Below are 20372 nucleotides of genomic sequence, written 5' to 3' on the forward strand. Positions count from 1 at the left end.
CTTGACTTGGGGCAAGAAATAATCCTTCTCTTTTTATTATTCTGCGTTGTCTAAAAATTCTTTGATTTTGTCGACATATCGATCAAAAAATGATCTTCTTATTTTGGTTTCAGTAGATTCATTTTTCGGCACCCTTTGACTTACGGTTTCTCTAGGCTCCTCAATTGTTTCTACTTTCTCAACGTAGTTTTCTTCAACTTCGTATCGCTGTACTGGCGGAGCAGTTCTGTAAACAACTTTTGGCTGTTCTTGAACCATTTCCAATCTAACAGCACTTTGCGAACTGTTTTCGATACTGTTCATTACTAACCCTACTGCAGTCGCAAATAGCGGACTAGAGATTTCATCACTAGAGTTTCCAGCCAAATGCTCGTTAGGATAACCAATTCTAGTATCCATTCCCGTAATGTATTCTACAAGCTGTTTGATATGCTTTAATTGAGCACCTCCACCTGTTAAAACAATTCCAGCAATTAGTTTTTTACGTGGATCTTCGTGCCCGTAAGCTTTAATTTCTGCAAAAACCTGCTCTACAATTTCCACAACTCTTGCATGGATAATTTTTGATAAGTTTTTAAGCGAAATTTCTTTAGGCTCTCTTCCTCTTAAACCTGGAATAGAAACAATCTCGTTGTCTTTATTTTCTCCTGGCCAAGCAGATCCGAATTTTATTTTTAGAAGCTCAGCTTGTTTTTCAATAATAGAACATCCTTCTTTGATATCGTCTGTAATTACGTTACCTCCAAAAGGAATTACAGCTGTATGGCGAATGATGCCATCTTTGAAAATAGCTAAATCTGTTGTTCCACCACCAATATCGATAAGTGCAACACCAGCTTCTTTTTCTTCTTGACTTAAAACAGCATCTGCCGAAGCTAATGGCTCTAATGTTAATCCAGACAATTCAATTCCTGAACTCTGAATACATCTTCCAACATTTCTGATTGAAGATGCTTGACCAACTACAACGTGAAAACTAGATTCTAATCTTCCGCCGTACATTCCGATTGGTTCTTTAATTTCAGACTGTCCGTCGATTTTAAACTCTTGTGGCAAAACGTGGATAATTTCTTCTCCTGGTAACATCGCCAGTTTATTTACCTGATCGATTAGAAGCTGAATATCTTTTTCGCCAATTACTTCTTCTGGATTATTTCTGCTGATATAATCAGTATGCTGAATACTTCTGATGTGTTGTCCGGCAATACCCACAACCACATCTTTGATTTTGTATCCTGAATTATTTTCTGCTTCGACTATAGCCTGCTGTATAGACTGAATCGTCTGCGTAATGTTGTTTACTACCCCTCTGGCAACACCCAAACTTTTGGATTTACCAATGCCCAAAATCTCCAACTTACCATATTCATTTTTTTTGCCAATCATGGCAACGATTTTGGTTGTTCCAATATCTAGACCTACTGCAATGTTATCTTTTTCCATTTTCTATTATTTAGTGCAAACTACTTGTTCCGTAAACCTAAGGTCAATTTTTTTGTATTTGTATAACGAACTATCTAAAACTGCTTTTTGAAAAAACGCTTTATAGTTTCTAAATTTCTTATCAACATTCATCGTTCTTCCGAAATCTATGAAGTAATCAAAGTTTCGATTAAACATTTTTAAGCTTCCATTCGGCATAATCTCGATGGCAATGATGTTTTTTTTCAAAAACGCATCGTCATAAATTGTGCGAAATAAAGCGGCTAAATCTTCGTTATTTTTTTCATTTATTGCCCCTGAAACAAGAGGAACTCGCGCAGTGAAATTGTCCGATAAGGGCATTTTATTACCCTCATAGTCAATATAAAAAGAAGCGCCGCCATCATAAACTCTTGCTATGGGCGTCTTCTGTTTTACTACTGCTTTTAGAATTCCATCGATACTTACAAAAACATTTGACTTCTCAATCATCTCTTGCGTATCGAGGGTTTTCTCTATCTTATTCAAATCTACTTCATCTTTTCTAATACTGGAAGCGTCTCTTTTATTTTCTATCAACAATTTATTAACCGTTTCTGGCTTCACAAAAAGCGTATTTTCTCCTACAAAAACAACCATAGATTTTTTCAATTTTCGATCGCCATTTCGATGTTGTGCGAAAGAATACAGAAAAAGAACCAGTCCGAAAATTAGTACTAATCTAATATTTGCCCAATTAAATATTTTCATTTAAAACCTTTTTAATTGACGGAACCATCTCTCCCAGATCACCAGCTCCAATTGTTACAATAATAGGTGCATCACTGGCTTTGATTTCACCCAATAAATCTTCTTTTGCAACAATTTTTTTGTTCGTATTTGTCATTTTACCCAAAAGCCACTCAGAAGTAACTCCTTCCATCGGAAGTTCTCTTGCAGGGTAAATATCCATCAAAAACACTTCATCAAACTGTGACAAGCTTTCTGCAAACCCATCAACAAAATCTCTTGTTCTGCTAAACAAATGCGGCTGAAAAATTGCTAAAACTTTCTTTCCCGGATAAAGCTCTCTAACTGCCTGATGAACAGCATTAATTTCTGTCGGATGATGCGCATAATCATCAATATAAACTAATTTTTCACTCTTAATCTGATATGAAAAACGTCTTCTGATTCCGTTGAATGAAGCAATGGCTTTTGCAATAGAATCGGTCGGGGTGCCGAAAGTTTTAGCCATCGCAATAGCCATCAATCCATTCATTAAATTGTGCTTACCAGGCAGCCCGAAACGTAAATCTTTCATAATTCCTGATGGTGTCTGCACATCAAAAACATAAGCCCCATCTTCTATTCGAACATTATAAGCCTTATATACAGCATCTTCATTTATAGCACATTGAACACCATCTAAAGGCAATTCTTTGGTTATAAAAAGATGATTTTTATCTTCAACTTTGGCAGCAAATTCTCTAAAAGAAGCTTGAATAGCATCGCTAGTTCCATAGATATCCAAATGATCCGCATCCATAGAAGTTACACAAGCAATATTTGGATGCAAATGCAGGAATGATCTATCAAATTCATCTGCTTCTACAACTGTTACCGTTTTACCGCTTCCTATCAAATTAGAATTATAGTTTTCTACAATTCCCCCAATAAAAGCTGTTACGTCTGCACCACTCTCAAACAAAATATGTCCTAAAATACTTGAGGTAGTTGTTTTCCCGTGTGTTCCAGCAACCGCGAAACAGAAGGTATCTTTAGTAATAATTCCTAAAACTTCTGCACGCTTTTTAACCTCATAATTTCTTTCTGTAAAATAATTCCACTCAGAATGTGTTTTAGGAACCGCTGGTGTATAGATTACCAGTGTATTTTCAACATAATAATCCGTTGGAATTAAGTTTATATTATCTTCAAAATGAATATCTATACCACTTTCAATCAATTCATTAGTCAGCATAGAAGGCGTTTTATCGTAACCTGAAACTTGTTTTCCAATAAACTTGAAATAACGAGCAAGAGCACTCATTCCGATACCTCCGATACCAATAAAATAAACGTTTTGTATTTGATTTAAATTCATTTCTTTTTGCTTTTATTTGCTTTAAGCAATAGGCAGTAAGCTTTAGGCCTTCCACCTTTGTCTTTATTTTTTCTTATTCTCTTACTTTGTTTTAGTTTAAACTGCACGCAAAAAGCTTAAAGCTTATGGCCTACAGCTTACAGCTAAATCAACTTGACAATTTCTGCAACAATATCTTGTGTCGCTCTTGGTTTTGCCAATTTTTTAATGTTATCACTTAATTGTTTCTGCTTTCCAGAATCTTTCAGCAGCGCTTCAAAAACAATGCTAAACTGACTGTCAAGCTCAGATTCTTTCAACAAAATCGCACCTTTTTCGTCTACAATAGCCTGCGCATTTTTAGTTTGGTGATCCTCAGCTACATTAGGTGACGGAATAAAAATCACTGGTTTTCCAACAATGCATAATTCTGACACAGACGAAGCGCCTGCACGTGAAATTATGACATCTGAGGCTGCGTAAACAAAATCCATTCTTTCAATAAAATCAACCACTTTTACATTTGGCTGATTGTATTTTTTATAGTCTTCAAAATATAATTTCCCGCATTGCCAGATTACCTGTACCTCTTGAGAAAGAAAATTTTGCAATTCTTTTTCGATTAACTGATTGATTCTTCTTGCTCCTAAACTTCCTCCTAAAACCAGTAATGTTTTTTTATTCGGATCTAAACCATAAAAAGCAATTGCTTCATCACGCTTACTTTCAATATCGATTAAATCCTGACGAACCGGATTCCCTGTTAATACAATTTTCTCTTTTGGAAAAAAACGCTCTAAATTCTGATAGGCTACACAAATCGCATTCGCTTTTTTGCTCAACAATTTATTTGTTATTCCCGGGTAAGAATTCTGCTCCTGAACTACTGTTGGAATTCCTGCCGCTCCTGCCGCTTGCAATAAAGGTCCGCTGGCAAAACCTCCCGTTCCAATTACCACATTTGGCTTGAACTTTTTAATTATTCTTTTTGATTCCAATAAACTGCTTGCCAATTTAAGCGGAAACATCAAGTTCTGCAAAGTCAATTTTCGCTGTAAACCAGCAATCCAAAGACCTTTTATTTCGTAACCAGCCTGAGGCACTTTTTGCATTTCCATTTTATCTTTGGCACCTACAAAAAGAAATTCTGCATCAGGAAATTGTAATTTTAATTCGTTTGCAATTGCAATCGCAGGATAGATATGCCCTCCTGTTCCTCCTCCGCTAAGTATGAATTTATACTTTGTCATCTTTCTAAAAATTACAACTTTTTAAAAAATTTTTATATTCTAATCTTATTTGTTTAAAACTGCATTCATCGGATTCCTTGAATTGTCTTCTATTGAATACATTGGCTCTTCTTCATATATTTCATCTGCAGGCAAATCCTCTTCTGCCATTTCTTTATCTATTAATCGCTGTAAGGCTTCTTTTCGTTTTTCTCTCTCCAGTTTATCCTCTGCAATTTCTTCTTCTTTTCGTGTCACACTAATGATGATTCCAAGCCCCAGACAAGTCATCCAAATCGAACTTCCCCCACTACTTATTAATGGAAGCGTCTGCCCTGTAACTGGTAATAATTCTACTGCAACTGCCATATTGATCATAGCCTGAAATATCATAGGAAACCCTACTCCAACGACAACTAATTTTCCAAATATGGTTGGTGCTTTATGAGAAGCTATTACAAATCTGAACAACAATAATAAATACAGAATTACTATCGAAACTCCTCCCACCAAACCGTATTCTTCTACAATAATAGCGTAGATAAAATCGGAAGAAGATTGCGGTAAAAAGTTTTTCTGAACACTTTTTCCAGGCCCTAATCCTCCTAATTTTCCAGATGCAATTGCAATTTTTGCTTTCTCAATCTGATAATCATCTTCGTCTGGTTTGTCTGTTGTAAAATTCGTAATACGACTTTCCCAAGTTGAAACCCTGCTAAAGAATCTTGAATCTGGAAATGCTTTTGCCACCAAAAGGAAAAATGCTAACATTGCAACTCCAGAACCAATGATAAAAGCAATATATTTTAATGGATATTTACCTATGAACGTTAGCATCAAAACCATTGCAAAAATTAACGCCGTAGTCGAAAAGTTTGCTGGCAGAATCAACACCAATGTGATAAATACCGGAACCCAAAGCTGAATTAACGAGGTTTGAAAAGGCTCATTTTCTTCTTTAGTTTTAGATAAATAACGCGCCACATAAATAAATAAAACAATAGCGGCCAATGTTGATGTCTGAAACGTAATCCCGATAAAAGGCACCTGAATCCAACGGCTCGCATTTGCTCCCGCAATTACAGTTCCTTTTAAGAGCGTATAAAGCAATAAAATCCAAACTACAGGAAGTGCAATTTTTGAAATTGCTCTAAAATAATGATATGGCACTCTGTGTACCCAGTAAATAATTAAGAATCCGATACAAATGTGCGCTAGATGCTTTACCAAATACCCAAGCGTATTTCCTGTACCATGCCCTATATAAGCCAAATTACTACTCGCACTAAAAACAGGCATAAACGAAAACAACGCCAATAAAGCCACGAATGACCATATTACCCTATCACCTTTTAGTTTGTTAACTAACTCCTTCATCTGTTGTTTTGTTTCAAGTTTCTTTTTGTTTCTGGTTTCAAGTTCCTCCTAACATGAAACTTGAAATCTGAAACTATTTTTACAGGTTGTGAACCGCTTGTTTAAATTGTTTTCCACGGTCTTCGTAGTTTTCGAATAAATCGAAACTAGCGCAGGCTGGAGACAATAAAACAGTGTCGCCCTTTTCTGTTAATCTTTGAGCCGTTTTTACAGCATCATTCATATTATTTACTTCAACCATAATGTCAACAACGTTTCCAAAAGCATCTATAATTTTACGGTTATCAATCCCAAGACAAATAATAGCTTTTACTTTTTCACGCACTAACGACATTAATTCGTTGTAATCATTTCCTTTATCAACACCTCCAACAATCCACACTGTTGGTGCATTCATACTATCTAGAGCAAAGAAAGTAGCGTTTACGTTTGTTGCTTTTGAATCGTTGATATATTGAACATTTTGTATTTTCAATACTTTTTCTAAACGGTGCTCAACACCTTGGAAATTAGATAAACTTTCACGAATTGTTGCATTTCTAATTTGCATCAATTTAGCTACAGAGCTTGCTGCCATGGCGTTTTTCATATTATGTTTTCCTTCTAACGCAATGTGTTCTGTATCCATTGTAAACTCTTCTTGGTTGATCTTTATTTCCATTTTGTTGTTATTTATAGAAGCCCCTTCATCAAATTTTTTCGTCAATGAAAAAGGAATTAGTTTCGCTTTTGTTTTGTTCTTTTTTAACCATTCTGTACTTGCCTCATCATCTGCATCGTAAATGAGATAATCGTTCTCAGTCTGGTTCATCGTTATTCGGAACTTCGAATTGATATAATTTTCATATTTATATTCATATCGATCTAAATGGTCCGGACTTATATTAGTTATTATCGCAATATCGGGTCTGTAATTTATTATTCCGTCGAGCTGAAAACTGCTTAATTCAAGAACGTAGGCATCAAACTTATTTTCTGCAACTTGCCAGGCAAAGCTTTTTCCAATATTTCCTCCCAAACCTACATTCAATCCTGCATATTTTAGCAAGTGATGTGTGAGCATAGTGGTGGTCGTTTTACCATTACTTCCTGTAATTCCGATTGTCATTGCTTCTGTGTAAGGAAATGCAAATTCAATTTCAGAAATTACTTTTACTCCAGCTGCAATTAGTTTTTTTACTATCGGAGATTTATCAGGAATCCCTGGGCTTTTCATTACAACATCTGCATTGAGAATTAAATCTTCTGTATGCTGCTCCTCTTCCCAGGCAATTTTATTAATGATAAGAACTTCTTTATAACTCTCTTTTATTTTTCCAAAATCGGATACAAAAACATCATACCCTTGTTTCTTACCGAGGATTGCGGTTCCTACTCCGCTTTCTCCTCCTCCTAAAACTACTAGCCTCATCTATCTTAGTTTTAAAGTAATGATTGATAATATGGCTAACATTACGGCAACAATCCAGAATCGGGTTACGATTTTACTTTCGTGATATCCCTTTTTCTGATAATGATGATGAAGAGGTGACATCAGGAAAATTCTACGTCCTTCTCCAAAACGTTTCTTCGTATATTTAAAATAAGTTACCTGAATAATTACTGAAGCACTTTCTGCTAAGAAAATTCCACAGAACAAAACAATCAATATTTCTTTTCGAACTGCAATTGCTAAAACTGCGATGATTCCACCAATAGTCAAACTTCCTGTATCTCCCATAAAAACCGATGCGGGATAAGAGTTGTACCAAAGAAAACCTATAAGCGCCCCAACAAAAGCCGATATAAAGACCGTCATTTCTCCCGAATTGGGTATATACATAATGTTCAGATAATTTGAGAAAATGATATTACCAGAAACAAACGTAAATATCCCGAGCGCGAGGACGGATATTGCCGAGGTTCCTGCGGCGAGTCCATCGATTCCGTCTGTTAAATTTGCTCCGTTTGAAACTGCTGTGATGATAAAAATTACAACTGGAATAAATACTAACCAAGCCCATTTCTCGTATCCGTCTCCCATGAAAGATAACACCTCTGCATAGTCAAATTCGTTGTTTTTTACGAAAGGAATTGTAGTTGCTGTAGACTTTTCTTCAACTCCAGCAGGTACAATAACTGTCGAATTTACAGCAGTTTTAAACACATCTGTACGACCTGTATCTGTTCTTACTGTAACGGCAGGATTAAAATAAAGAACCGCTCCAACGATGATTCCAAGACCAACTTGACCAATTACTTTAAAAATACCTTTTAATCCTTGCTTATCTTTTTTGAATATCTTGATATAATCGTCAACAAAACCAATTGATCCCATCCATAATGTAGTTACAATCAGCAAAACAATGTAGATGTTATGTAATCTTGCAAATAACAAAACCGGAATCAAGGTTGCAAAAATGATGATTAACCCTCCCATAGTTGGCGTACCAGCTTTTTCATTCTGACCTGCAAGACCAAGCTCACGAACGGTTTCACCTACTTGCTGACGACGTAAAAAGTTAATTACTCTTTTACCATAAATAGTCGACAAAAGCAACGAAAGCATAAATGCCAAAGCTGACCTAAATGTGATGTACTGGAAAACTCCTGTTCCAGGAAGATCCAATGTTTTATCAAAATATTCAAATAAATAGTACAGCATATTTTCTTATTTTTTAAATTCCAATTTTGAAATTCCAAATTCCAATTGTGTGGTGGTATTTGAACTTATTTTTTTAATTATTCAGTTGATCTAAAATTTCTTTTACCGTTTCCATATCATCAAAATGATGGCGAACACCATTTACTTCCTGATATGTTTCATGTCCTTTTCCTGCAATTAGAATAATATCTTTAGGCTGAGCCAATTGACAAGCTGTTTTAATAGCTTGTTTTCTATCTGTAATTCGCAGCATTTTTTTGTAATTATGAGGCTCAACTCCCTGTTCCATTTCGTCCAAAATAACTTCCGGATCTTCATTCCTTGGATTATCCGAAGTCAAAACCGCTTTATCACTTAAGTCTGAAGCAATCTTCGCCATAATTGGACGTTTTGTTTTATCACGATTTCCTCCACAACCAACAACAGTAATCAACTGCTCATTTTTAGTACGGATATCATTTATCGTTTTTAAAACATTTTCTAGTGCATCTGGCGTATGTGCGTAGTCAACAACAGCCGTAATTCCACTATCTGATACGATATATTGAAAACGACCCGAAACACTTTCTAAATCAGACAATAAACGCAACGCTTCTAGGCTATCAATCCCTAACTCTACCGCAGTTCCGTAAATAGCTAAAACATTGTATGCGTTGAAAGTACCAATCAGTTTTACCCAAACCTCATTATCATTAATTTTTAGCAATAATCCAGACAATTGGCTTTCTAAAATCTGCGCTCTGTAATCTGCATAAGACTTTAAAGCGTAAGTCAGTTTTTTAGCCACTGTATTCTGAAGCATTACAGAACCATTTTTATCATCAATGTTCGACAAAACAAAAGCTGATTTTGGAAGTGAATCAAAGAATGACTTTTTAACATCTCTGTATTCAGCAAATGTTGGATGATAATCTAAATGATCGTGAGAAAGATTCGTGAAAATTCCGCCCACAAAATGCAAAGCCTCTGTACGTTTTTGGTGAATTCCATGCGAACTTACTTCCATGAAGCAATGTGTAACTCCAGCTTCAACCATTTCATTCAAATAATGGTTTATAGTCAAAGAATCTGGTGTTGTATGCGTTGCTGGATATTCTGTTTTATCTACTACGATTTTTACAGTTGATAGCAATCCAACTTTAAAGCCAGCTTTTTCAAACAACTGAAACAATAATGAAGCAATTGTTGTTTTTCCGTTTGTTCCTGTTACACCAACTAATTTTAGTTTTGAAGATGGATCTCCAAAATAATTAGCTGCCATAAAAGCCAAAGCTGTATTAGTATCTTTTACTTGAATATAAGTTACCTCATTCGTCGTATTCTCAGGAAGCGTGTCGCAAATTATTGCTTTTGCTCCAAGCTGAATTGCTTTTTCAATATAATCATGTCCATCTGAAAGCGAACCTCTAATTGCCACAAAAACATCATTTGCTTCTACTTTACGTGAATCAAATTCAATTTTAGAAATAGCAATATCTGTTGAACCTTTTACCGATTCAATAGCTACTTTATATAATATGTCTTTTAATACTTTCACGATAATTCTAATACAATTGTTGTGTTTTTGCTTATGCTAGTTCCAGCTTGAATCGATTGATTTTTCACTTTCCCCATTCCATTTACTTTTACTTTCAAACCTAAATTCTCCAGTAAAGCAATCGCGTCCATTCCCGGCATTCCTTTTAAATTCGGAATCTGATTAAGCTTTTTATTAGCCTCAGCCGTATATTTATCATAACTAGCATCCTGTTTTGGAATTCTAGAATCTAATTTTTTAATTTTATTTGTCGAAGGCGCATCTGTAAAAATCTTTTGAGCGATTCTTTTAAAAACTGGCCCAGCAACATCTGCTCCGTAATAGTTATTTCTAGATGTATTTGGTTTATGAACCACTACGATACAAGAATATTTAGGATGATCGGCTGGAAAATAGCCTGCAAAAGAAGAAGCGTAATACATTCCTTCTCTCCCTGCATTACCATAATTCACCATAGCCGTTCCTGTTTTTCCTGCCATAGAGAAATCTTTTGAATACAACTTAGAACCTGTTCCTTTTTTAACCACATTTGCCAAAACTGCTTTTACTTTTTTAAGTGTTTCTGGCGAACAAACCTTTGGATTCATTACTTCTGTATCGAACTTTTTAATGGTTTTATTCCATTCTTTGATTTCAGATACAAACTGCGGTTTTACCATTACACCATTGTTTGCAACTGCATTGTACAAGGTTAAAGTCTGCATTGGTGTAACTGAAACATTGTATCCAAAAGCCATCCACGGAAGTGTAGTTCCTGACCAATGTTTATCTCCTGGCTGCGGAACATAAGGTCTTCCCTCTCCTTTAAAATGCAATCCTAATGGCTTATTCAAACCTAAATCATTAATATGATTTACAAACTTACGCGGGTTACTTTTGTAATTATCATAGACTGCTTGTACCATTACTGTATTTGACGAAAGCTCAAATCCGCGTGCTAGAGTAACTTTCCCATAACCGCCTTTATGCGAATCACGAACAGCTCTTCCATAATATCTGATTTCTCCTCCATGACTATCGTAAACCGAACTTGTATCAGCCACTTTATCTTCTAAAATCGCCATTAAATCAACTAATTTAAAAGTCGATCCTGGCTCGTGAGATTCAGCAACAGCATAATTTGTGGTTTCATAATAAGAACCATCTTCTGCTCTTCCTAAATTTGAAATCGCTTTTATATAACCTGTTTCCGTTTCCATTACTACCACACAACCGTGATCTGCCTGATAATCTTCTAACTGCTTCAACAAAGCATGATGCGCAATATCTTGGATAAAAACATCTATAGTCGAAATCACATCGTAGCCATCAATTGGATCTACCTCGTTTACATCACGAATTGGTTTCCATTGCCCTTTTGCAATTTTTTGTTTTAAAATTTTACCGTCTTTTCCGTTCAGATAATTTTTAAAAGCCCACTCAATTCCTTTTCCTACTTCTACTCCAGTTGCTGGGTCAATTTTGTCATAACCGATTGTTCTTTCGGCAATTTTACCTATCGGATGCTTTCTAACCGTTTCTTGTTCAACTATAATTCCACCTTTAAAAGCTCCCAATTTGAATAATGGAAAATTTTTTATTTTCACATATTCCGTATAACTCAACTTACGAGCAATCAGAAAATAACGATTTTTATTTTCGCGTGCTTTTCGCAATTCTTTCTGAAAATAACTGCTTGGTTTATCTAAAACAGTTGCCAATGAATCTGACAATGGCTTTACATACTTTTCAAACGTTTCTGTTTTAGGCGCTTTGGCATCAAAACGAATCTCATAATTCGGAATTGATGTTGCCAATAAACTTCCGTCAGCAGAATAAATATTCCCTTTGTTTGCAGGAATCACAAAGTTTCTTACAGTACGCTGTTTTGCCAGTTTTCTGTAATAATCTCCATCAACCCATTGAATATTGGTTAATTTAACGACAATAGCAATTGCCATCAAAAAGATGAAAACTGCTACGAGGTAAATTCTGTAGGATATATGTTTATCGTCTACTGCCATATTCTTTTAAAGAAACTCTTTTCTTCTTCTTTTTTAACTTCTATTTTCACTGGAGGAACTGTCGACGGAAAAATCTGTTTTTCTAACATTTTATCCGAAATGGTTGACTCCATTTTTAACTTCATCAATTCTGAACGTCGATCCACAAATTCCGATCTTAGTTCTTTTACTTCATTATTTAATTTCGCGATTTCAAAAACCTTTTGTTCGTATCGCTGTGTATTTGCAATCATCAAAATGGCCAGCAGAATTATAAAGACAATAAATCGCCAATTTTTTACTGCATCTTCATGAATCAGGAATCTTGCTTTTAATATGCTAAATACGCCACTTTTCATTATTTCCCTACCTTAATATATATTATAACTTTTCTGCGACTCTTAATTTGGCACTTCTTGCTCTATTATTAATCTTGATTTCTTCGTTGTCTGGAACAATTAGTTTTCCGATAGTTTTGAATGGAACTGAAAAGTTTCCGTAAAAATCTCTTTCTGGTTCTCCTTCAAACATTCCGTTTTTGATAAATCTTTTTACCAAACGATCTTCTAATGAATGGTACGAGATTACCGAAAATCTTCCTCCCGGTTTTAAAACCTCCAAGGACTGCTCAATAAATTCTTTTAGAACGTCCATTTCCTGATTCACTTCGATTCTAATTGCTTGATAAATCTGAGCCAATACTTTGTTTCGAACTTTCTCTGGCAAAAACTTTTTCAGAACTTCTTTCAATTCTTCAGTCGTTTTGATTGGGTAATCTTTTCTTGCCTCAACTATTGTTCTTGCTAAAACTGGCGCGTTTTTCAACTCCCCATAATCAAAAAAAACACGACGTAAATCCTGTTCTTCATATTCGTTAACCACTCGATAAGCATTTAAATCATTTCTTTGACTCATCCGCATATCCAACTCGGCATCAAATCTTGTTGAGAAACCTCTTTCAGGAACATCAAACTGATGTGATGAAACTCCCAAATCTGCTAAGATTCCGTCAACTTCTTTTACTCCGTGAAAACGTAAAAATCGTTTTATGAATCTAAAATTCTCGTTTATAAGAGTAAACCTTTCATCTGGCAGTGCATTGGCAAGCGCGTCTTCGTCTTGATCAAATGCAAACAGCCTTCCGTTTGGCCCTAATCTTCTTAAAATCTCTTTTGAATGACCACCGCCCCCAAACGTAACATCTACATACACACCATCAGGTTTAATATTTAAACCATCTACTGTTGGATGAAGCAAAACCGGATTATGATATTCCATCTTCGTCGTCATTAATATTTCCCATTACTTCTTCGGCTAAATCTGCAAAATCCATATCTTCGCCGCTTATTGATTTTTCGTACAGATCCTTATCCCAGATCTCAACTATATTAACCGCCGATGAAAAAACCACATCTTTAGAAATACTAGCAAACGTTACCAAATCTTTTGGAACAAGCAATCTTCCTAATGCATCAACCTCAACCACTTTAACACCAGCAGTAAACCTTCTAATGAAATCGTTGTTCTTTTTTACAAAGCGATTAAGCTTGTTGATTTTTTTCATCATCGCATCCCATTCTACCATAGGATACAATTCTAAACACGGCTGAAAAACAGAACGCTTCAAAACAAATCCGTCTTGAAGAGAAGCCGTCAACTGCTTTTTTAAAGGCGCAGGCATCATTAGCCTTCCTTTAGCATCGACTTTACACTCATATGTTCCAACAATTGTGTTCAAAAAAACTAGTTAACATGTTATACAGCAAAAATATAAAAAATATTACCACATTTTACCACTTTATACCACTTTGTTAATAAGTTTAACCACTTTGCCACCACTTTCCATAATCAGCAATCAATCAATACGTTAACTATTAATTAACAGAATCTTAAATACGTTATTCATTCAAAAAAATAATGCGCTAATTTTCTTAAAAAATTGATTATAATGCAGATTTCTTAACATTTGAACATTTTAACAAATAGCAGTTTAATTACTGATTTTTAATTATTTACAAGTTCTACTCAAATTATCTAGTTAAAAAATGACATCAAAAATTCATTTTTGTTGAATTAACCCTATATTTGTCGAAATTGAAATTGGCATTAGATTAGATGGACAAACACTATAAAAAAGAAGGCAAATACAGCTATTTTGAGGCTGGAGAAGGAACTCCGATCGTTATTCTGCATGGTTTAATGGGAGGTCTAAGTAACTTTGATGGTGTAGCACAATATTTCCCAACGAAAGGATATAAAGTTGTTATCCCAGATTTGCCAATATACACCCAAAGCATTTTAAAAACGAACGTAAAAAGTTTTGCCAAATACGTAAAAGACTTTATCACTTTTAAAGGTTTTGACAAGGTAATTCTTTTAGGAAATTCTCTTGGAGGACATATCGCTCTGTACCACACAAAACTTTATCCAGAAAAAGTTGCCGGACTTGTAATTACAGGAAGCTCTGGACTTTACGAAAGCGCAATGGGAGACAGTTACCCGCGAAGAGGAGATTACGAATACATCAAAACAAAAGCTGAAGCTGTATTTTATGACCCAAAAATTGCAACTCCCGATTTGATTGATGAAGTGTACGCTACAGCAAACGATCGTATCAAATTGATCAAAACTTTAACCATTGCAAAAAGTGCGATTCGTCATAATATGGCCAAAGATTTGCCAAAAATGGACGTTGAAACTTGTATTATATGGGGTCGAAATGACTCTGTAACCCCTCCAAATGTTGCAGAAGAATTTGATAAATTACTACCAAATTCAACTTTATACTGGATCGATAAATGCGGACATGCCGCAATGATGGAACACCCTCAGGAATTTAACGAAATTCTTGAAAAATGGCTTACTGAAAAGAATTTATAGCCGTCAAAATTTATTTTTTAGGAGGTTTTAAAACGAGAAGGAATTATGAAAATTAACACCGCCGAATTTATTGTCAGCAATTCTGATGCATCAAAATGTCCTAAGGATTTTTTGCCAGAATATGCTTTTATAGGAAGATCAAACGTAGGTAAGTCATCTTTGATCAATATGCTTACCAACAACAAAAACCTAGCTAAAACATCTGGAAAACCAGGAAAAACACAATTAATTAATCACTTCAAAATCAATAACAATTGGTTTTTGGTCGATTTGCCGGGTTACGGTTATGCTAAGGTTTCAAAGAAAACAAAATCGACTTTTCAGAAGTTTATTACCGATTATTTCGAAACCAGAGAACAATTAGTTTGCGCTTTTGTTTTAATCGATATTCGTCACGAAGCTCAAAATATTGATATCGAATTTATGTCTTATATGGGCGAAAGTGAGATTCCGTTCTGCATTATTTTCACCAAAGCGGATAAAATTGGCAAAACAAAAATAGACTCACATATCGCGGCTTACAAAAAACAAATGTTCGCCAACAATTGGGCCGAAATGCCACAATATTTCGTAACCTCATCTACAGAATCTATCGGAAAAGAAGAACTTTTATCTTATATAGATCAAGTGAATCAGGAAGTTTTTAAAAACAACTCGGAATTTTAAAGTTTAAATTCCAAATTTTTAAAAATATACAATAATAAAAATCCCAAATTCCAACCTTACACTTGGAATTTGGGATTTTTTATATTTAAATAAATTCTTACAAAAAAAACATATATTTGCCACAAAAACAATATATAATTTATGAAGAAAATCTCTCTCTTTTTGTTCTTATTATTTCTCTCCTCCTGCAATGTGACAAATTATTTTGTAATCAGTAAATATCACACCCAAGGTATAGATTTCTCTAATGGAAAATGGCTAATGGGCGAAATTGAAGCTAATCCGTACGCAAAGGACAAAATGACCAATTTAGTTTTAAAAGATTTTTCGGAGTATTTACAAGACAGAGTAAAATACTCATTGGACGAAAAGTCATTGTTATTACCTCCACAAGTTCCTCTTAACCCTAGTAAATCAATGATTTTAGATTTAAAAAAGGGAGCTAATTTTGACTATTTCGTTAATATTAAATGTAAAAACGCAAAAAATGACTTAAGCGGTTTTGAATTTCCAGATCATTTTTATTATAAAAAACAAATGTCATATGCAGAAGTTACATTACAAGTATATGATTTAAATCTTGGAGAAATAGTTTATTCACAAACAGTGGGAGGCTCAATAGAAGATGACAGTAGCCTCACAAATACCCCAACAACGACAATCATAGTAGGCACATATAATAAAATTATAAATGATATTAAGAAAAAATCTATTAAACCAACTATGTAGTAGTTAGTTTATTTTAAATAAAAAACCCAAACTCCTCCCGAAGTCTCGGATACAATTGGAATTTGGGATTTTTTTTATTAGAATTTATCACTGTAGTTTTTCCTTCGTTTTTCTCCTGAAATTTAAGACTCTCCATTCTTTATATATCAGAAACTGATATAGAATATAAAAAAGAGAATTGAAGAACCAGAAATCAAGTACAAATGGTTCTATAAAAATTACCGAATCACTATTTCCAGATAGAAAAATACCAGCACTGCTTGTTACATAAATAATTAGTCCGTTGCAGAAATAGAAATAGTTATGCTTGTGTTTTTTCAGATTCGAAACAATAAAATAGGTCGCATAAAACAATAAAGGGATAGATGTTATGGCTATTTCTACCAAATTAAATTCCCAATAAAGTGAAGGCCTCTCATAATATTGATACCCTAAAAAAAGTAACACAGAGACAAACACCATTATCATAATCTTCTTTAGCATTTTACTGGTAAAACTTTTATAGAAGAATAAGTTTAGCGCAATAAACTGAAAATTAAAATAGTAATGCGAAAGGAAAAAATTAGAATTTGGATAAAGAAACCCGATAATATTGCAAAGTAATTCTACACAAAACAGCAGAACCAAATAGGCTGTTACAATACGATACAATATATCTCTGTTTTTGCAGGTCATGTAAAACCGTATCGCATTGGCAAGCAAAAAAAACAATCCAACGAGGCTTACAAGAAAAGGGAACAGCATATAATTTGTTTTACTTAGACAATTTACAATAAAAAACAAAAAATCCCAAACCCAATCTCAAAGATTGGAATTTGGAATTTTGTTTATTTGAAATTTAACTATTTCGTAAGCTCTAGTTTTTCTGCAAAGTAGTCGCAGAAATCTTTCATCGTGTCAGACATTTTTTCGTCGTCTGTTGCACGTTTAAAAGTATCAGCCATTGCAACCAAAGTTTGGTGAAAGAAAATCTTCATTTCGTCTACCGGCATATCTTTTGTCCACAAATCGATACGCATGGTTTCTTTTACTTTACTGTCCCAAATTGACAGCATGATTGCTTTTGCTTCTTCTGCCTGGACTCCACCGTCTTGCGCGCTCCATGTTAGTTTTTCAGGAACACGGTTTTCATCCAATTCTATATTAAATTTAATCTCTGAATTTATATTTGCCATTATTTCTTAGGTTTATATTTTGCTTTTCCAAAAATTTCTTTTGGCTCAATTTTAAATAATTCAGCCAAGGAAACATCACTATTATTTTTCATGTAAGAACGTACTATCTGCCAGCCAATCCAAGCTCCTACTCGCCCTGGAGAATCGTTATCTATTTCTAAAAAGAATTTAGAAAAAGGTGCTGGAGCTATAAATCTTGTTGTAAGTTTTGGGTCATCACTATAAAGCATTTCATTTCCTATAAAATAACGCCATATATAACCCTCATTTTCTTCACACCATTTAATTTGTTCAGGCGTATATCCAATTTTTTCAGCATCGGTATATTCCGGAATCAACAAATCTTTTGCATAGAGCTGTTTTCCTTCAAAGACCATTTGCGCCAATAAATTTTTATCTGGTGAATTTGCAATATTTCGATAAGAAAAACTAGAAACCACGTCTGGCATAATCTGTCTTTCTTCAAAATTCTCTTTTAAGTAATTCGGAAACTCATAAAACTTATGATCCTTTCCTAAATACAACTCCAAAGCTACAACCACAAGACTATCTGCATAAATTGATTTGGCATTATAGTCCATTTCTCCAATAACCGTAATTACTTTAGGAATTTTAGTTTTAGGGAAATAATATTTTACGTGCTGGAAAAGCTCATTAAACTCTTTACGAACAGGTTCAAAATCGCTGTATTTTTTCTGAACTTCTTCGTAAACCTCTCTCCAAATCGGATCGTTCATTTTCTGAATCCAGACATTATCATCGTTGCCAGGAAAGAAAAACGGGTATTGTTTTTTTACTTTTGGAAGATCTTGCGGTTTAGTCTCAAAAAACACCTTATCAAATCTTTCCACTTTAATATCAACAGGAATTTCTTCTACTTCTTTTTCAACCTTACTTTTTTGATTGCAAGACAAAAAAAACAGGCATAGAACCACTGCAAAGCGATATATTTTCATTTTATTTTAATTAGATTTGTGTTATCAGAATTTTAAGTAATTGCGTACTCAAAATAATTCTGCAAATATACATCCCTGCATCTTAAAACTTAAACTATTATGGCTAAAAAAAGCACAATTCAAACAGAAAAAGTAAATACGCACATTGTAGAATGGTTAAAAAATTACGCTACTAATGCAAAAGTAAATGGTTTTGTAATTGGAATCTCTGGTGGTGTAGATTCTGCAGTAACTTCAACTTTATGCGCACAGACCGGACTGAACGTTTTATGTGTAGAAATGCCAATTCATCAGGCAGAAAGCCAAGTTTCAAGAGGAAGAGAACATATTGATCAGCTAAAAAAACGTTTCCCAAATGTTTCTGATGTTAAGACTGATTTGACAGAAACTTTTGAATCGTTTAAAAACGCTGTTCCTTCAACAGAAGATACTGCAAAAGTAAATTTAGCTTTGGCAAATACACGTGCACGTATTAGAATGACTTCTTTGTATTATTTAGCAGGAATTCACGGTTTACTTGTTGCTGGGACTGGAAACAAGGTTGAAGATTTTGGTGTAGGTTTTTACACAAAATACGGAGATGGCGGCGTAGATTTAAGTCCGATTGCTGATTTAATGAAATCTGATGTATATGCTTTAGGAGAATTTTTAGAAATTCCTCAGTCAATTTTAACAGCAGCACCTACAGACGGATTATTTGGTGACAATCGTACCGATGAAGACCAATTGGGCGCAAGTTACGATGAACTAGAATGGGCAATGTTGGCCGCGGAGTCAGGAAATACGGCATCTGACTTTGAAGGGAGAGAAAAATCTGTCTTTGAAATCTATAAACGATTAAACACCAGCAACAAGCATAAAATGGATCCAATTCCGGTTTGTTTAATACCAAAAACGTTAAAATAACACATTTTAACATTCTCTGCGAGTTATTACAGAATTTATTTATTAATTTTACCGTTCCAAAAACATGAACAATTCTAAAAAAAAGGTAAAAATTATGATTAAAGTATGTCTAGCAGACAATCATCCTGTGACGCACTTTGGCGTTAAGTCTTATTTCAAAGACCACGATCAAATTTCAATTGTTGCCAACGTAGGCAATTTTTCAATGGTTAGAGATATCCTCCAAACTAAGGAAATCGATATCCTAATCTTAGACTTAGAGTTAGAAGGTCTTTCTAGTATCTTCGAAATCAAGTCAATCCTGAAAAATTTCCCAAAAACAAAAATTGTTATTTTCAGTGATCTTGCTGAGCAAATGTACGCTCCAAACGCAATTAAAGCAGGAGTTTCTGGGTATGTGCACAAAACAGAAAAACTTGAAACATTAGGTCATTCTATTATTAAAGTACACGAAGGAAAAATCATCATCAACGAAACAGTACGTAAAAACATGGCACTTATTGCTAAACAAAGCAAAAGTGAGCGTCTGTACAGAAAACTTTCTAACCGCGAAATCGAAGTTTTACGTTACTTAAGTGATGGTAAGAAAAACAATGAAATCTCTAAAATCTTAAATCTGAACGAAAAAACGATCAGTACTTACAAGTTGAGATTATTAACGAAATTAAACGTTACTAATTTAGTTGACTTAGTAAACAAAGCTAAGACTTTAGAAATTATTTAATTACAGCTCGACTAACTTAATTCAAGTAAATCGAAAACCTATAAAAACTCTATCTTTTTTGATTCATCAAATTAGATAGA

Annotated in this window: 19 protein-coding genes; 5 read left to right on the forward strand and 14 right to left on the reverse strand. The window is 34.4% G+C overall.

Annotation, left to right across the window (positions count from 1 at the left end; translation table 11 throughout):
* Nucleotides 1-36: 36 nt before the first annotated feature.
* The 12 genes from ftsA to ABXT06_RS06810 all read right to left on the reverse strand — a co-directional run bounded on the left by ftsA (nucleotide 37) and on the right by ABXT06_RS06810 (nucleotide 13994).
* The gene (gene ftsA, locus ABXT06_RS06755; protein ID WP_354590049.1) at nucleotides 37-1443 is read right to left on the reverse strand and encodes a cell division protein FtsA; all 1407 of its coding nucleotides are present in this window, start codon (nucleotides 1441-1443) and stop codon (nucleotides 37-39) included.
* 6 nt (nucleotides 1444-1449) lie between these two features.
* On the reverse strand, nucleotides 1450-2172 hold the full coding sequence (locus tag ABXT06_RS06760; RefSeq protein WP_354590050.1) for a cell division protein FtsQ/DivIB: 723 nt from the start codon (nucleotides 2170-2172) through the stop codon (nucleotides 1450-1452).
* Nucleotides 2159-3508 (reverse strand): UDP-N-acetylmuramate--L-alanine ligase, encoded by a 1350-nt coding sequence (gene murC, locus ABXT06_RS06765; RefSeq protein ID WP_354590051.1) that lies wholly within the window; start codon nucleotides 3506-3508, stop codon nucleotides 2159-2161. Before murC ends, ABXT06_RS06760 begins: the two co-directional genes overlap by 14 nt.
* 143 nt (nucleotides 3509-3651) lie before the next feature.
* A complete protein-coding gene (gene murG / locus ABXT06_RS06770; protein ID WP_354590052.1) occupies nucleotides 3652-4737 on the reverse strand; it encodes an undecaprenyldiphospho-muramoylpentapeptide beta-N-acetylglucosaminyltransferase in 1086 nt (361 codons plus the stop codon).
* Between the two features lie 45 nt (nucleotides 4738-4782).
* Nucleotides 4783-6093 (reverse strand): FtsW/RodA/SpoVE family cell cycle protein, encoded by a 1311-nt coding sequence (locus ABXT06_RS06775; RefSeq protein WP_354590053.1) that lies wholly within the window; start codon nucleotides 6091-6093, stop codon nucleotides 4783-4785.
* Nucleotides 6094-6172: 79 nt separating this feature from the next.
* On the reverse strand, nucleotides 6173-7504 hold the full coding sequence (murD, locus tag ABXT06_RS06780; protein WP_354590054.1) for a UDP-N-acetylmuramoyl-L-alanine--D-glutamate ligase: 1332 nt from the start codon (nucleotides 7502-7504) through the stop codon (nucleotides 6173-6175).
* Nucleotides 7505-8737 carry a phospho-N-acetylmuramoyl-pentapeptide-transferase gene (gene mraY, locus ABXT06_RS06785; RefSeq protein WP_354590055.1) on the reverse strand — a complete coding sequence of 411 codons (1233 nt, stop codon included), beginning with the start codon at nucleotides 8735-8737 and terminating at the stop codon, nucleotides 7505-7507.
* A 73-nt stretch (nucleotides 8738-8810) separates the two neighbouring features.
* Nucleotides 8811-10274 (reverse strand): UDP-N-acetylmuramoyl-L-alanyl-D-glutamate--2,6-diaminopimelate ligase, encoded by a 1464-nt coding sequence (locus ABXT06_RS06790; RefSeq protein ID WP_354590056.1) that lies wholly within the window; start codon nucleotides 10272-10274, stop codon nucleotides 8811-8813.
* Nucleotides 10271-12277 carry a PASTA domain-containing penicillin-binding protein gene (locus ABXT06_RS06795; protein ID WP_354590057.1) on the reverse strand — a complete coding sequence of 669 codons (2007 nt, stop codon included), beginning with the start codon at nucleotides 12275-12277 and terminating at the stop codon, nucleotides 10271-10273. Before ABXT06_RS06795 ends, ABXT06_RS06790 begins: the two co-directional genes overlap by 4 nt.
* Nucleotides 12268-12615 (reverse strand): FtsL-like putative cell division protein, encoded by a 348-nt coding sequence (locus ABXT06_RS06800; protein ID WP_008467159.1) that lies wholly within the window; start codon nucleotides 12613-12615, stop codon nucleotides 12268-12270. Before ABXT06_RS06800 ends, ABXT06_RS06795 begins: the two co-directional genes overlap by 10 nt.
* A 22-nt stretch (nucleotides 12616-12637) precedes the next feature.
* Nucleotides 12638-13546, reverse strand: a complete 909-nt coding sequence (rsmH, locus tag ABXT06_RS06805; protein ID WP_354590058.1) for a 16S rRNA (cytosine(1402)-N(4))-methyltransferase RsmH — start codon at nucleotides 13544-13546, stop codon at nucleotides 12638-12640.
* Entirely contained in the window at nucleotides 13521-13994 is a 474-nt protein-coding gene (locus ABXT06_RS06810) for a division/cell wall cluster transcriptional repressor MraZ (protein WP_035691746.1), read from the reverse strand. Before ABXT06_RS06810 ends, rsmH begins: the two co-directional genes overlap by 26 nt.
* A gap of 377 nt (nucleotides 13995-14371) precedes the next feature.
* On the opposite strand from ABXT06_RS06810, the gene ABXT06_RS06815 reads away from it, so the two are divergent.
* From ABXT06_RS06815 to ABXT06_RS06825, 3 genes are all read left to right on the forward strand, one after another.
* Nucleotides 14372-15136 carry an alpha/beta fold hydrolase gene (locus tag ABXT06_RS06815; RefSeq protein ID WP_198854352.1) on the forward strand — a complete coding sequence of 255 codons (765 nt, stop codon included), beginning with the start codon at nucleotides 14372-14374 and terminating at the stop codon, nucleotides 15134-15136.
* A 45-nt stretch (nucleotides 15137-15181) separates the two neighbouring features.
* Nucleotides 15182-15802 carry a ribosome biogenesis GTP-binding protein YihA/YsxC gene (gene yihA, locus ABXT06_RS06820; RefSeq protein WP_343542963.1) on the forward strand — a complete coding sequence of 207 codons (621 nt, stop codon included), beginning with the start codon at nucleotides 15182-15184 and terminating at the stop codon, nucleotides 15800-15802.
* A gap of 141 nt (nucleotides 15803-15943) precedes the next feature.
* The gene (locus ABXT06_RS06825) at nucleotides 15944-16531 is read left to right on the forward strand and encodes a hypothetical protein (protein ID WP_354590059.1); all 588 of its coding nucleotides are present in this window, start codon (nucleotides 15944-15946) and stop codon (nucleotides 16529-16531) included.
* A gap of 842 nt (nucleotides 16532-17373) precedes the next feature.
* Here ABXT06_RS06825 and gldC read toward each other — a convergent pair.
* Nucleotides 17374-17706, reverse strand: a complete 333-nt coding sequence (gene gldC, locus ABXT06_RS06830; RefSeq protein WP_172426852.1) for a gliding motility protein GldC — start codon at nucleotides 17704-17706, stop codon at nucleotides 17374-17376.
* Nucleotides 17706-18662: a gliding motility lipoprotein GldB gene (gene gldB / locus ABXT06_RS06835; RefSeq protein ID WP_354590060.1), complete on the reverse strand. Its 957-nt coding sequence runs from the start codon at nucleotides 18660-18662 to the stop codon at nucleotides 17706-17708. Before gldB ends, gldC begins: the two co-directional genes overlap by 1 nt.
* 99 nt (nucleotides 18663-18761) lie before the next feature.
* Between gldB and nadE the strand changes: the two genes are divergently transcribed.
* A complete protein-coding gene (nadE, locus tag ABXT06_RS06840; RefSeq protein ID WP_354590061.1) occupies nucleotides 18762-19568 on the forward strand; it encodes an NAD(+) synthase in 807 nt (268 codons plus the stop codon).
* A gap of 94 nt (nucleotides 19569-19662) precedes the next feature.
* A complete protein-coding gene (locus ABXT06_RS06845; protein WP_008467169.1) occupies nucleotides 19663-20292 on the forward strand; it encodes a response regulator transcription factor in 630 nt (209 codons plus the stop codon).
* The last annotated feature ends 80 nt before the right edge of the window (nucleotides 20293-20372 follow it).

It is taken from the genome of Flavobacterium sp. UW10123 (assembly GCF_040538975.1).
In the GTDB taxonomy this organism is placed as follows: Bacteria; Bacteroidota; Bacteroidia; order Flavobacteriales; family Flavobacteriaceae; genus Flavobacterium.